The sequence below is a fragment of the Legionella gratiana genome (assembly GCF_001467695.1).
In the GTDB taxonomy this organism is placed as follows: domain Bacteria; phylum Pseudomonadota; class Gammaproteobacteria; order Legionellales; family Legionellaceae; genus Legionella; species Legionella gratiana.
This window is the reverse complement of the sequence record NZ_LNYE01000029.1, coordinates 245,544-259,954: the sequence shown is the minus strand read 5'-3', so window position 1 is coordinate 259,954 and position 14,411 is coordinate 245,544. Positions and strand designations below refer to the sequence as shown.

Sequence of the window (14,411 nt, the reverse complement as noted above, 5' to 3'; positions counted from 1 at the left end):
GTTGGATGTAAAATAATTTAATATCATTGAGTTACCCGACAATCTCTTGTTGCGGATCCAATAAGTAAGGAGCATTATGATTGTTATCTTCGTCCATGGTTGGAGTGTCACACATACCAATACTTATGGTGAGCTTCCTCAATGGCTTGAAAGTCAGAGCAAAGATGGAAAACTGAATGTTCAAGTTGGTAATATATATCTCGGGCGCTACATCAGCTTTGATGATACAGTAACAGTTGACGATATAGCACGTGCATTTGATCATGCGGTACGTGATGAAATTGCTGATAAGCTACGCCATGGGGAGCGCTTTGCTTGTATTACTCACTCTACCGGTGGACCTATTGTGCGAAAATGGATGGATTTATACTTTAAGAATAATCTTGCAAAATGTCCATTAAGCCATCTTATCATGTTAGCCCCCGCCAATCACGGTTCTGCCCTTGCTCAACTTGGTAAATCCCGACTAGGACGTATAAAGAGTTTTTTTGAAGGTGTGGAACCGGGCGAGTGCGTACTTGATTGGCTTGAGCTCGGAAGCGACTTAAGCTGGCAACTTAATGAAAGTTGGCTTGATTACGATTGTACTGCTAATGGCATCTATTCCTTTGTACTTACAGGCCAGAAAATTGATCGCCAACTTTATGATGCAGTTAACTCCTACACGGGAGAAGCCGGATCGGATGGAGTGGTACGTGTAGCTGCTACAAATATGAATTATAGCTTATTAAAATTACATCAGGAGGGAAATAATGGTGAAAGTCTTGTTATCGCCAATATGATACGCACACAGCCAATGGCATTTGGAGTTCTTCCTGGACGTTCGCATTCCGGTAAAAATATCGGAATAATCCGAAGTGTTACTATGGCCAATGCAGCCACTCATCCTACGGCAATATGGGTTCTGCGATGCCTGCAAGTAAAAAATCGTGACTCCTATAATACATTAGCAAAAGAACTGGATAAGATTACTCAAGAAACTCAGAAAAATGAGCATACAGAACTTGTGAAAACGCTTATCTATAAGCGCGAATATATCACTAATCGCTACTCTATGATTATTTTCCGGCTTATTGATGATCGAGGCAATCATCTTGTCGATTATGATCTTTATCTAACTGCTGGACCCCAATATAGTGAGCAAGCACTTCCTAGAGGTTTCTTCATAGATCGCCAGCGAAACCTGAATAATCGAGGAAAACTGACTTATTTTCTTGACTACGATATCATGAAAACCGGAATTAATACGCCAAAAATGCAGGGTAATCTGGGGTTCCGTATTAAGGCATACCCTGAGCCAAGCAACCAAGCCCTTGCCTATTACAGATTACTTGATTTTCATTCCTCGCTAGCTGACATAAACAAAATTCTCCACCCGAATGAAACAGTAATGGTTGAAATCATGCTTCAACGACGAGTGGATAAAGCTGTCTCCCGTATCACTAACAACCTTACTCCAGCAAAAATCAGTGTTAAACCAACTGGAAAAAAAGTAGATTGACATTACTTCTGTTTGGTGTACTTGTGTATAAAGAACTATTTCCAATTAAGACTCCGGGTAAAAAACCACATACCTAATCATTTTCCTTGCCCAATAATGTTCTATTCTTGAATTAATTGATCAAATAATCTACTATTTTTGTAGGCATCCATGAAAGGGGGCTTCATAATGAAATGGATTATTCTTTTAGGGACTATTATTCTAATGACCGGATGTTATTGTACCAATGCAGTTAAATACACACCAGTATATACACCAGCAATTACATACACATCCACGGTTGCCTACAAACCAGTAGTTACCTATCAACCCGTAGTTAGATACAGGCCCACAGTTACATACCGACCAGTCACCGTAACAAGTGTTATTACGCCTGTTGTTCAGCCCGGGGTATTTTATTCTTATCCTGTAGAGTCTCTATGTGGCTACAACTGCTATTGACCTTTATTGATTAAAAAATTGTAGTCTGGGTGACGCAAAAGGCCGCCACCCAGAAGCCATAAAATGACTAATGTCTTTTTTATATTGAAATTAGACGTCCATCAACTAATAGGCAAGTAAATACTAAACCTTGAACCTGTTAAGATAGGAGAGTCTTCTAAAATCATATGCCCTCCATGCAGCTCTACTATTGATTTGGTTATAGCCAAGCCCAATCCAATGTGTTTACCAAAAGATTCATCTCGTTCAAGCGTTACAAATGCTTGGAATATAGCTTGTTTATTCTCATCTTCTACCCCAGCCCCATCATCATCAACGTGGATAACAGCTCGGTTATCGTTTACATGTAAAGAAACTTGTATCTTATTGTTTGCAAATTTTAATGCATTACTAATTAAGTTATTAACAGCAAATTTTAATAAATCTGGATCAAATTCCACAATGCTTTTTTCATCATCAGATACTTCTAAATTAACCTTCAAATCATAACTTTGATGACCGTTAACTAATGCAAAAAGCCATTTCCTTATATCCAAAAACCGCTTTTTTACTTTCATTTCATTACTTGTGCTTTGTGAATAAATTAAAAAATAACTCACTAATTTATTGAGATCTTTAATATCATCTCTTAGGCTATTCATATGCTTCGAAGGATCCTGTTTTTTTTTAAAAGATTTTTCCATTGCATCTAAAGCCAATTGCATCGTATATAATGGGGTTCTAATTTCATGAGCCACAAAACGAGACATATTTTGTTGGGTTTTAATTAAGTTTTTTATTTTACCTCCCATACTCACAATATTATTATGCACACCATAAAGAATAGAAAACCTACTAAATTTAACTCTTTTATCAAATACTCCCTTGCTGTAGGCATTAGTTAAACCAAATATCTTTCTCACATTTCGGCTAAATATCCAAGTAAACAAAAACACTGTTAAAGTCGTTAAAATCGTAAAGCTTATCAGGTAGTAAAACTGCATTTTAGGTACTTTAATTAAAAATTTGGGGTAATTTATAGGTCCTAGAATAAGTATCTTATTTAAATCTACCAACTTAAAATAAACTTTTGTAATGAACCCACCAGCCTTAGGGGGATCATACTGCAATCCCTTGATATACTGATTGTTTCTAATAGCTAAAGGTAATTGTTTGCTATCTGGAGATACAATTTGTAAAGGGACATTATATATTGATTGGAAATGCTTAATAATTTTTGGCCAATTGCTTTTTTCTGAGGTCTTAAGCTTAGTTTCAATAAGATGAATCGTCCATATTGTATTATCTTGGATGGTAGTATACATTGTTGCCTTATCTTGGATTTGCAATACATACTTTGTGTTTCCTATTTTTTGTAAAGCAAATATATCGGGTAAGAAATAATTTAAAAAATAGTGCACAGGACCAGTTAGTATTACTATCTTGCCCTGTCTTAAATCCTTTTTTTGCTCCTTCGAAATTTTTAACTCATCCATTTTTAGTATTTTAGCTTTAGGCCTATCAGTTGGCTGAATAGAATCAATCACCTGATTCCATGAAGATGGAGGATTATTTTTAAGCAGCTGTTGAATCACAGCAAAATTACCATTTACAAAAAGACGATTTATTGTTAGCCGATTTAAATCAATAAAGTGAACGAAAATAAAGTAAAAACTACCCAAGATTAATAGGGAGATTATTACCGACAGCGTGACTGTTTTGGCGTAAAGATGAAGCATGTTTATTCCCAAGCCTCAGATACAAATACATATCCTTTTTTATGAATTGTTTTTATTCGATAAGGCTTTTTACTATCATCATTCAATGCTTTTCTTAACCGTGATATTTTTAAATCGATACTTCTATCAACCCCATCATATTCGTACCCAGAAAGAGCATACATAATGCTATTTCTACTAAGCAACCTGTCATGATTCTTAACCAACAAAGCAAGAACTTCAAAGTCACTGGTACTGATTGAAAGTTTTTTATCAAAGAGATGAACACTCTTAGTACCAAAGTTGATAGAAAAATTGCCAAATTGAAATTGATTTTGATTATTAACTAAATTAGGTCTACGTAACAATGCTTCTATCCTTGCTTTTAACACCTCGTCTGCAACAGGTTTAGTTAGGTAGTCATCTGCGCCTAAATTTAAAGTAGATACTTCACTTTCAATATCGTTAACTGCTGTTAGCATAAGTATTTTTCCCAAATAGTCCTCTCTAATAGTGTGACATATTTGATCTCCATTCATGCCAGGAAGCATTATATCTAATATTACTATGTCAGGTTGCTCACGAATAATGCGGTAGACAGCCCTATCACCACGTTTTTCAATAGATACATCATAACCTGATTCTTGTAGGCTATCTTTGAGATAAGTGGCTAACTTGAGGTTGTCTTCTACAAGCAATATTGATTTATTTTTCATTTTTACCGTCTAAGCCTCTTTAAATAAGAAAAATTAGTGAAACAAATTCAGTCTGAAGTGCTGTTTCAGTTAAGTTTTACATAAATTCCAGGATGTAAGCAAACACATACGCAATTGTACATTTTATATACAATTGAGATTTTTGAACTCGATATAATAACAAGTAGGAGAATTTGTATCCTGTTAATGGATGAGCATGCGGAGAGAAATGATGTACACTTATGTTAAAAATTTTGATGAAAATATAGAAAAAAAATATTCCGGTGGTATTTGCGAATCATTAGAATCTGTTCAGATAGATTATACCGTAATTAACGAGAAACATTGCGAACATTGCTATCCCGAAAAATGCTATCATTTTCGCAGAAAAATCTTTAATTTATTTGATTATTTTATACTCAATCCATTTATCTCTATTTTATCTAAACTTTTTCTCCTATCAGAGCACGAGTTTTTACTTTTCAATAATCTATTAAATAAGTGGAGCATTACTATTTTTCAAAAATTTAAACTATTTACCAAGACTAATATCATTGATAGGAAACAATTAAATAACAGCCTCCTTGCATTATGGGATGAAGCCCAAAGAAGGGGTCTAGAGCTATATAATTTTAGAGAATCCAACCTACATACATTATATTTTATGTTGGTATACAATACGAAAAAATATTATTTCATTCAGACCCCGATCTCTCTTATTTCTCAAAAAAATACATGCTTTGATGATGATACCAAATATGATAATAAATGGATCTTCAAGAAAAAATTATTAAATAACAAAATCCCCTGTCCTTTAGGGAAAGTTTTTATTTCCAGCAAGAACGCTTATAACTATGGCATTTCATTGGGCTTCCCTCTTGTAGTTAAACCATTATCAGAATCCCTAAGTATTCATACTTCATGTAATATCCAAACACCAAATGAATTAAAAGAGGCGATAAAAATAGTAAAGCAAATTGATCTTCGCGTGCTGGTTGAAAAACACATTCCTGGTGATGTTTATCGGTCATTAATTATTAATAACTCATTAATCGCTTGTATGATGCGGGAACCTGAGAGCATTATTGGTGATGGAATCACTACACTTCAGGAGTTAATTTATAAAAAGAATAAAGTTACGTGGGAAAAAGGTAATGGTAAATATCCATACAAAATTACTCCAAATTTGACGAAAATTTTGGCAGACCAAGGAGTTACGTTTAATACGATAATAAACAAAGGACAACAAATATTTATTTCAAAAAAAGTTACAATGAGCAGTGGTGCAAAAATCAGTAATGTTACCGACCTGATACATCCCGAGAACAAACTGTTATTAGAAAAAGTACATAAAATACTCAATATACCGCTTACAGGCCTTGATTTTATTTGTCAGGATATTTCACTTCCATGGCATAAACAACAATTTAGCATTATTGAAAATAATAGCTTTCCTTATATTGACTTGCACCTCAATCCATTTGATGGAAAACGAATTAATGTAGCCGGTGAAATTTGGGACTATGTACTCGATGTTTTAAGTCAAAAATGACTAACTCAAATAATGCAGTCTGGTTACTAAACATTATTATACATTTTAGATACAAATGATTTTTTTTAACTCGGTATAATAACAAATAGGTTAATTTTTATTCTGATTAAATCATTATGAACTTGAAGATCATAGCTTTCATGCTACCTAAGCTTGAAAAGATAATCATGAAAATTGAATAGCAAATAAATAACTGGAGAATTCTTCATGAAAAGTCACAAAGAAAGACATCAGCCTGTTTCTGAACTCATGACGACAGAGGATCCCAAAACTTCTTCCATAGCATTAATGTTACAACAATTTAGAAAGGAAACAGAAAAAAAAGAAGCTGCTGAGGAATCAGCAAAAATACGCTGTCGGGTTTGTTTTAAAGAAGTAGCTCCTACACGTCGTTGTTCCGGACATGGAGGAGGTGGTGGCGGCGGCGGAGGTGATGGAAGTTCTAGTAAAACATCCGAGGAAAAAGCAAGCCCTGGAGAAGATAATTCTCTAACTAAAGAAGGCAAAGTGCTTGAGACCACAGATGCATTGATAGATGAGTTTGCTTTAGGAGATAGTGGAGCACTCGATGCAAAAAGTTTTGACCCAGATATAATAGCGGAATTGATCGCTAAAGGGCAATTATTGATTGATAATGATCGAGAGTCAATGACCCTAACTATTAAATTGCTTTGTGAGCCTAATTTATTAACTGGGGAACAACGAGAAGAATTGAAAAAATTTATGGAAGTGATCTTCAAAGAATCCAATGATTTTAAAGAAGAAAATCATCTTACCGATGATTGCATACAAATTATCCAAGATGAGGAAGGAAATATACGCTCTCTTCGTATTACTATGCCCACATTAGCCCTATACGATTTATTTATCCAACGGCTAGCAAATAATTTAGTGCCTGCAGTACAAGAAAAAAATGAAGTCTCGAAAGATCAACGTTTTTCTCCAAATCCCTTTTCAATAGAACCCAAGCCATCCCCTTCTACTACAGGAAAGAACTTTGAAAAGGAGGAAGAACAAGAAATATTTAACCCTTCTCCTTTTAAAATGACACCATGGTGAAACCATAATTCAAAAAATAATAAAAACTATGTGTGGAGAATTGCTCCTAAGCCAACGTAACGCTGGGGAGCAATGGTCAACACACCCAATCACCCTGCCTAAAAGAAAAATCTATTATTTTCATCTATACTTAATGATGATTTAAAAATTAAAGACATAAAGATAAGCATATGACCAAGGAGTTTTATAATGATATTTACCCACTTTAAAAAGATAATTATGGGCTTGATTGTAGGTGTTTTTTTCACTTCTAACAGCTATGCCGTATGGACAAAAGAGGTTAAGCACACCACTTGCACAGGCAACACATGCCATCATTCATCTTATGAAAAACAGTGTTACCATGGTGACTGTCGTGTAGTGAAACATAGTAGTACATGGCATAGATAATTATGTCTCTTAGCTGAGTATCTTATCTAATGATAAATTTATTGCTGTATGTTGCACACTTCCGAAATAAAATAACGCTATTCTTTAGAGCACTTTAGTTTTCCTATCAACTCAGAATATTTTGTCCTATTGTTCTATTACATCACATGCTGGTGTGAGCCTTAATGTCCTTGATACAGGTATTCTTTCATGTTCAGGAAAAATAATACGAAACCCAGGTTCTAAAATTTGTCCAAGTGGATTCAATGAAATTTCTGATGTACTAATCTCTATTCGTCTTTGAATTAACAAGCGATACATCATTTCCACATTTTTGCTATTTTTTAGTTTTTCTTGACAATTTTGGAGAAATTTTCTTGCTTTTTGTTGATAAAAATCAATATCTTGTTCAAGGGAAGTACGATTTTTTAACAATTTTTTCGCTGCCCACTCATTTGATTCACTCAAATTTTTTATAAATGATTCATGCCAATTCAAAGTAAGGGTTGAGGGAAGCAAACGTAAAAGACTGCATCGTGCCGATGAAAACACTGGATTGCCTCTATCTACGTCTAAAACATCCAACATGAATTTAGTATCAATTACTCCATTATTAATTAAATCATCCACCGCTAACTTGTCTGATTGAGCCTTAACGGGTGTGAGCCATGCATGATCTGCATCTTGCAAATAGGTTTCAGGAAAATAACTTCCTAATGCTTTTAAGACTTCTTCATAAAAATTCCTAGAAATAATAATCGCTTGTTTTTCTTGATCTGGTAAAAATCGTGAATCAATAAAAAACTCAATAGGAATACTCACTTCTGAATGAAACTCGTCATTAGGATATACATCCGACATTAAATTGAGTTCAACTGGGCAAAATAAAGGACGAAGCAGTTCCTGTAAGGAGAGAGAGGCCTTTTTTTGAGAGAATTTCTCGCTATGATTCAGCTTGTTAATGCCAAGTAACACGCTTTTTGATAATTGCTCCGGCCCAACTAATGTTTCTAAGATATCTTGCAATGCCGTATCTGGCTTGTGCCCACCAAAATCCAATTTTCGTTTCGGCTCCCACCAATCATTATGCGGTTTATCCAGTTCTTTCATAATGGGACCACCAGCACCATGACATCCAGAACAACGCAATCGAGTACCAAATTGGGGATGTTTGGGATCGGGTTGGCGATGAAGTAACTCATTATCTGAAAAAATATCTACTGAATCTCCACGATAAAACCATTGCCCTTGTGCACCATCACCACGCAATTCATAAAAATTAAATACTTCTTTTTTAGGATCCCAAGCAAATGCCTCGATCATTAATACATTCCTTTCTGGATTCTGATCAGCAACTAAATCCCCAGCTGAATTTACAGTAGTAAAATGACCAAAGAAAAAATCACCAGCATTAATGGACAAATGATGATCCATTATTTTTAATTCCCCTAAAGTCATCTCAAATAAACTAAAACTACCTTGAGATGGATTATGGAATCCTCGATTTGCAACCATTGTCGTTTCTATTTTTAGACCTGAGTTTTTTAAAATTTGTCTTAATGCAAAAACATCTTTAGGACATTGAGCCTCTGAAAAAAGTATAAGACCTAAAGCATCATTGGTTTGCTCTACAGGTTTTCCAGAAGAATGAACAACAGCACAGGCAGAAAAAACATCTTGAGCAAAAACCATCATCATACAAAATAATGCCAGGAAACAATCTAATCCTTTTTTCACAATAAAATCCTTATTTTTCAGTATTTATTGATTACGGGTCATAAAAAAAGCAATTCCTTTTTAATCCACAGTAAATCAATGTTCCGAATAATTATTAATCACATGAATAAGCTCTAATGAAGCAACGCGTAATTTTTTTTAAAAAAGCAAACAGTACATCTTAAAAGCAAAAAAGGATTCAGTCAAAACTTTACTTAATTCATTGAAATTACACAAAAATATCAATTGGCTCAAAATAAATGCACTTTTTACAAAAACTACTATACTTTTAAAACTGGGACGAACAGGAATTGAGTGATGGACTCCATTCAATTAGCACTGGATGTGCATTCGCAAAGGACTCATCAATATATAAAAAGTCCTCTTTTAAAAAATTGCTACCTCTCTGAAGCAACATACCCGCTGCTTGTCTCTTACTTAACATGGATTAGAAAAATTAATGGCTGTTTCAATAAAACAGATGAAATGCACCAAAATGAACAAATAAACAATGAGTTTCAATTCTTATGCAAGCACAATTTATTGTTTTTCTTAACAACCACCCGACAATTTGACATAGTCGAAAAATTATTTAGTACTCCATCCTTTACTACACGATTACATGATGCAATTGAATGCACAAAAAAAGAACATCTGAAGATAAAACACATAAAAAAGAAACGATTACTGCACTTAATTCATCAACAAAATGAGAGGCTTACATCGCTTTTAAAAAAACAACATCATGTACCAATTGGTACTCTTAATCATTGTCTTCATTACTTCATTCATTTGGCGAAAAAAAACTTAGTAAGAAATATATCGATGCAAGATACAGAAGTTATGGACTATGCATTAACTGCATTTAAATTTTTCATAGAAAATCCAAACAATGTTAATCATGAAATAGGTGTTCCTGAAAACAGCAAGCACTCAGAAAAAAAATTAAACTCATCGCACAAGAATTTTCTGTTTAATAAGCGTTCAACTTTCTTTTCATCAACAGAACAAGGCAAAAATGAAGGAAAAATACAATTCAGACCAACCTCGAACTTTTTTCAGAAAGGCCATGTTTTACTTTAGCCTGGCTTATGGTAGATGCAGGCTAAAAATAGGCATTTTTTATTGATTCACATGCCGAATACACTCTATACCACCTAAATAAGGCCTTAAGGCCATGGGAATATGAATATTACCCTCTTTATCTTGGTAATTTTCCATTAAAGCAACTAAGGTTCTACCTACAGCAAGACCTGATCCATTCAGAGTATGAACCAAATTGATATCACGTGTTTTTTCATTTCTATAGCGTGCCTTCATACGACGCGCTTGAAAAGCCTCCATATTAGAACAGGATGAAATTTCTCGGTAAGTATTCTGGCTCGGTAACCACACTTCGATATCATATGTTTTTGCTGCGCTAGGTCCCATATCACCGGTACAAAGGGTAACTACACGATAAGGTAACTCCAAGCGCTGCAGTATCATTTCGGCATGTTGTACTAATTGCTCCAAAGCAGCATAAGACTCTTCGGGCTTAGTAATCCATACTAATTCAACTTTTTCAAACTGATGCTGTCGGATCATGCCTTTGGTATCTTTACCATAAGAACCTGCCTCACTGCGAAAACAAGGTGAATGACATGCATAACGAATTGGTAGGTTTTCTTCAGCCAAAAGAGTATCGCGAACCGTATTGGTTACTGGAATTTCTGCCGTAGGAATCAAATAATATCCATGCTCCCCGGTTAATTTAAATAGATCTTCTTCAAATTTCGGTAATTGACCAGTACCTAATAAACTGTCTGCATTAACAATATATGGAACATAAATTTCTTGATATCCATGTTGTTGTGTATGAATGTCTAGCATAAATTGGATCAAACCACGATGTAATCGTGCTAATTGATTTTTCATCACCACAAAGCGACTGCCCGTAAGCTTAGCAGCCAAAGCAAAATCCATTTGTCCCAAACTATCACCCAATTCATCATGTGATTTTACTGGAAAATCGAAAATTGGAATCGTACCCCAACGTCTGATTTCCTGATTATGTTGCTCATCTTCACCAACTGGAACAGAATGATGAGGGATATTAGGCAAACGAAAAGCAATTGCTTCAATTTGCTGTAACACGCTATCAAGTTCGCCTTTTTTTTGCTCCAATTCTTTAGCAAGACGGTTCATATCTTCACGCATGGCTTCTATATCTTCGCCTCGAGACTTTGCTGCACCAATGGCCTTAGAACGTGTATTTCGTTCATTTTGTAATGTCTGCGTTATCACTTGCAATGTTTTACGTTTTTCTTCTAAAACAATAAAAGATGAAACATCAAACTGAAAACCTCGTTTTAATAACTGTGAGGCAACAAATTGCGGATCATCACGTAATAATTGAATGTCTAGCATACGATATCACTCTTAATTATCTAACAATACCACGTGTAGATTGATTCAATGCATCAATCATAAGAACAACTTCAGGGCATTCGTGCTGCATCAACTCTAATTCCGCAACCGCTTGCTGCACGGTTAATCCTTTACGAAAAATTATTTTATAAGCCCGTCGCAAATTATCAATGGCTTCTGATGAAAATCCTCGTCTACGTAGACCCACTGTATTAATACCACAAGCAGAAGTAGTATCACCAGAAATCATGAGATAAGGAAGGACATCTTTACTTACATAAGAAGCTCTCGAAATAAAAGAATAGGCACCTACATGACAAAATTGATGTACTGCCGCATACCCTCCAATGTTTGCATAATCCCCAACTGTTACATGCCCTGACAATGCAGCATAACTCACTAAAAGAATATGGTTACCAATGAGGCAATCATGCCCCACGTGTGAATAAGCCAGAAAAAAGTTCTTATTGCCTATGCGCGTAACGCCTCCCCCTTTAACGGTTCCCCGGCTAATCATACAATATTCACGTATAATATTATCGTCACCAATTTCTAATCGGGTAGACTCACCTTTATACGTCATATCTTGAGGCTCATCTCCTATAGAGGCAAATTGAAAAATTTTATTATTTTTACCAATAATAGTTGGACCTTCAATAACTGCATAAGGACCAATTCGCGTATTTTCGCCTATTTCCACATCTGCGCCGATAATAGCACCAGGACCTACTGATACCCCATTTGCCAATTTTGCAGTGGGGTGAATTATAGCTCGTTCATCTATCACTTTTGAAATTCCTTCGCTGCACTTAATAAATCTGCAGAACAGGCCAGTTTATCGCCCACATAAGCTTCGGCATGCACACGCCAAAAAACGCTTTTTCTCGTTAATAATTTTATTTCCAAGCGTAATTGATCACCAGGAACCACTACATGTTTAAATTTTGCATTATCGATACCTGCAAAAAAATGCAAAATCCCTTCGTTTTCCTCAGGTGTCTGCGATAATCCTGCAAAAAGTCCGCCTGCTTGAGCCAAAGCTTCAAGCATCAATACCCCTGGCATAATTGGATTGTCTGGAAAATGACCGGCAAAAAAGTTCTCATTAATGGTCACATTTTTTATAGCCGTTAAATACTCAAATGCCTTAAAATCTAATACCCTATCTACCAATATCATCGGGTAACGATGAGGCAACAAACTAAAAATTTGTTTTATATCTATAGGTTCATTCATACGTAGTTTCTCGCTTAATCAGTCTATTTAGCTGGCCACAATGAAAAAATGCATTATCCAGTTTTAATGGATGCAAATCAATTATTAATTGTTAAAAACTTGTCCGTCTTTATCCTATTCTGTTTCGCTTTGAAAGAGTACTAAGAACAGCTAATCTTCAGATGAAGACTCAACTGCAGTTATTAGGTTTACTCTTTTTTCTAAAACACTAAGTTTTTCTATATAATCGTCTAGTCGTCGAAACCGAGCCGCATTTCGACGCCAACGTTGATGCTCATGAATTAAGGTTCCTGAAGAGTAAATTCCCGACTTAGCAAGCGATTTACTTACAGTAGACATCCCGGTAATCACAACATCATCTGTTAAATGTACGTAAGCAGCAATAGAGCTTGCGCCACCAATAATACAGTCCTCTCCAATTTGTACATAAGCTCCTATAGCAGCACATCCCGCAATAAAGGTGTTTTTACCAATTAATACATCATGCGCGATCTGAACTAAATTATCGATACAAACCCCGTCCCCTAAATAGGTATCATTTAAAGAACCCCTATCAATTACGGTATTGGCACCAATCCGTACTTGATCTGCAATAATAACCGCACCTACACTAAGACCCTGTCGCCAATAACCTTGTTGCTTTACATAATTAAATGGAGAGGCACCGACAACACATCCAGAGTCAATGATTACATGGGCTCCCAATTGACAACCCGAATGTATTACCACATCATGACCAATTTGAGTCTTTTTTCCGATCACAACAGACGATTCGACAACGGTATTCGCACCTATCACGACATTGTCAGCCAACTGAACTTCAGCATGAATGACACTATATGCGCCAATAGATACTCCTTCACCTATTTGAGCAGAATGATGAATTCGAGCCGTAGGATCAACACCAGAACATGAGATTGTTGGCTTTGATAGAAGTTGAGTGGCTTGTATCATCATCTGTAACGGATTGGATACAATAATACAATTTCTTTGACAGAGGTCCTTATGCTCTGCTCTAAGTAGTACCGCACCGGCTGAAGTGGCTTCTAAAGCTTTTTGCAATATAGGATTATCATAATAAGCTATATCTTTAGGAGTAGCTCGAGCCAAAGAAGCAAAAGAAAAAATGGCGTGATTTGCATTACCATGCCACACGCCACCTAATTTTTCAGCCAGTTGCGCTAATGTTAGCAACGTCGCATCGCCAAATTAATTGATTGCTTTAGCGACTTTGTCAGTTACATCAAGAGAATCTGAGCTAAAAGGAGCCGCATCTTTTTGTACAATAAGATCATATTTGTCATCTTTAGCAACTTTTGAAATTGCTGCACGTACTTTAGCATACAAACCTTCCATAGCTTCATTATTTGCAGTGCTTAATTCTTGCTGATATTGCTGGCCATCACGTTCAAATTGTTGTTGTGCACTAACAATTTTTCGTTCCATTTCTTTCTTTTGAGTAGCACTCAAAACAGCACTATCTCGTTTGAATTTTTCCATATCAGCCTTTATCTTGGCCTCAACCGCTAATAATTTATCACGACGCGGCTTAAACTCCTTTTCCAACTTTTGTTGAATTTCTTTGATTTGACTCGAAGTTTGCATGATTTTTTGCAAATCGACCACACCGATCTTTGCAGCATCCGCAAATGCATTAGCGCCAAACACGCTAAAAATAAGGGTTATTAAAACCAAACCGAACCGCTTCATAACTATCTCCTAAATTAAAGAGCATG

The 14,411-nt window shown here is 35.6% G+C and carries 13 protein-coding genes; 5 read left to right on the top strand and 8 right to left on the bottom strand.

Translation table 11 applies throughout. The features are described from left to right. Window positions 1-76: 76 nt before the first annotated feature. Together plaB and Lgra_RS17585 are read left to right on the top strand one after the other, a co-directional pair. Window positions 77-1,501, top strand: a complete 1,425-nt coding sequence (plaB, locus tag Lgra_RS14140) for a phospholipase PlaB (protein ID WP_058499915.1) — start codon at window positions 77-79, stop codon at window positions 1,499-1,501. A 168-nt stretch (window positions 1,502-1,669) separates the two neighbouring features. Then, on the top strand, window positions 1,670-1,942 hold the full coding sequence (locus tag Lgra_RS17585) for a hypothetical protein (RefSeq protein WP_083502912.1): 273 nt from the start codon (window positions 1,670-1,672) through the stop codon (window positions 1,940-1,942). A gap of 101 nt (window positions 1,943-2,043) precedes the next feature. Here the strand turns inward: Lgra_RS17585 and Lgra_RS14135 are convergent, their stop codons facing one another. Both Lgra_RS14135 and Lgra_RS14130 read right to left on the bottom strand, forming a co-directional pair. Further along, window positions 2,044-3,516, bottom strand: coding sequence for a sensor histidine kinase (locus tag Lgra_RS14135; RefSeq protein ID WP_162264328.1), 1,473 nt, complete (start codon window positions 3,514-3,516; stop codon window positions 2,044-2,046). Window positions 3,517-3,662: 146 nt separating this feature from the next. Then, a complete protein-coding gene (locus tag Lgra_RS14130) occupies window positions 3,663-4,355 on the bottom strand; it encodes a response regulator (protein WP_058499913.1) in 693 nt (230 codons plus the stop codon). 208 nt (window positions 4,356-4,563) lie between these two features. Here Lgra_RS14130 and Lgra_RS14125 point away from each other — a divergent pair, with 208 nt between their 5' ends. Both Lgra_RS14125 and Lgra_RS14120 read left to right on the top strand, forming a co-directional pair. Beyond that, window positions 4,564-5,886: a hypothetical protein gene (locus tag Lgra_RS14125; RefSeq protein ID WP_238584458.1), complete on the top strand. Its 1,323-nt coding sequence runs from the start codon at window positions 4,564-4,566 to the stop codon at window positions 5,884-5,886. Between the two features lie 207 nt (window positions 5,887-6,093). After that, window positions 6,094-6,945 (top strand): hypothetical protein, encoded by an 852-nt coding sequence (locus Lgra_RS14120; protein ID WP_058499911.1) that lies wholly within the window; start codon window positions 6,094-6,096, stop codon window positions 6,943-6,945. A gap of 516 nt (window positions 6,946-7,461) precedes the next feature. On the opposite strand, the gene Lgra_RS14115 is transcribed toward Lgra_RS14120, so the two are convergent. Beyond that, entirely contained in the window at window positions 7,462-9,051 is a 1,590-nt protein-coding gene (locus tag Lgra_RS14115) for a hypothetical protein (protein WP_058499910.1), read from the bottom strand. 297 nt (window positions 9,052-9,348) lie between these two features. Here Lgra_RS14115 and Lgra_RS14110 point away from each other — a divergent pair, with 297 nt between their 5' ends. Further along, window positions 9,349-10,113 (top strand): hypothetical protein, encoded by a 765-nt coding sequence (locus Lgra_RS14110; protein ID WP_238584457.1) that lies wholly within the window; start codon window positions 9,349-9,351, stop codon window positions 10,111-10,113. Window positions 10,114-10,152: 39 nt separating this feature from the next. On the opposite strand, the gene serS is transcribed toward Lgra_RS14110, so the two are convergent. The 5 genes from serS to Lgra_RS14085 all read right to left on the bottom strand — a co-directional run bounded on the left by serS (window position 10,153) and on the right by Lgra_RS14085 (window position 14,385). Further along, window positions 10,153-11,439, bottom strand: coding sequence for a serine--tRNA ligase (gene serS / locus Lgra_RS14105; RefSeq protein ID WP_058499908.1), 1,287 nt, complete (start codon window positions 11,437-11,439; stop codon window positions 10,153-10,155). 16 nt (window positions 11,440-11,455) lie between these two features. After that, window positions 11,456-12,226, bottom strand: a complete 771-nt coding sequence (gene lpxA, locus Lgra_RS14100) for an acyl-ACP--UDP-N-acetylglucosamine O-acyltransferase (protein ID WP_058499907.1) — start codon at window positions 12,224-12,226, stop codon at window positions 11,456-11,458. After that, window positions 12,223-12,675, bottom strand: coding sequence for a 3-hydroxyacyl-ACP dehydratase FabZ (fabZ, locus tag Lgra_RS14095; protein ID WP_058499906.1), 453 nt, complete (start codon window positions 12,673-12,675; stop codon window positions 12,223-12,225). The genes lpxA and fabZ overlap by 4 nt, the downstream gene beginning before the upstream one ends. Before the next feature lie 150 nt (window positions 12,676-12,825). After that, the gene (gene lpxD, locus Lgra_RS14090; protein WP_058499905.1) at window positions 12,826-13,869 is read right to left on the bottom strand and encodes a UDP-3-O-(3-hydroxymyristoyl)glucosamine N-acyltransferase; all 1,044 of its coding nucleotides are present in this window, start codon (window positions 13,867-13,869) and stop codon (window positions 12,826-12,828) included. A gap of 15 nt (window positions 13,870-13,884) precedes the next feature. After that, the gene (locus Lgra_RS14085) at window positions 13,885-14,385 is read right to left on the bottom strand and encodes an OmpH/Skp family outer membrane protein (RefSeq protein ID WP_058499904.1); all 501 of its coding nucleotides are present in this window, start codon (window positions 14,383-14,385) and stop codon (window positions 13,885-13,887) included. Window positions 14,386-14,411 lie beyond the last annotated feature (26 nt).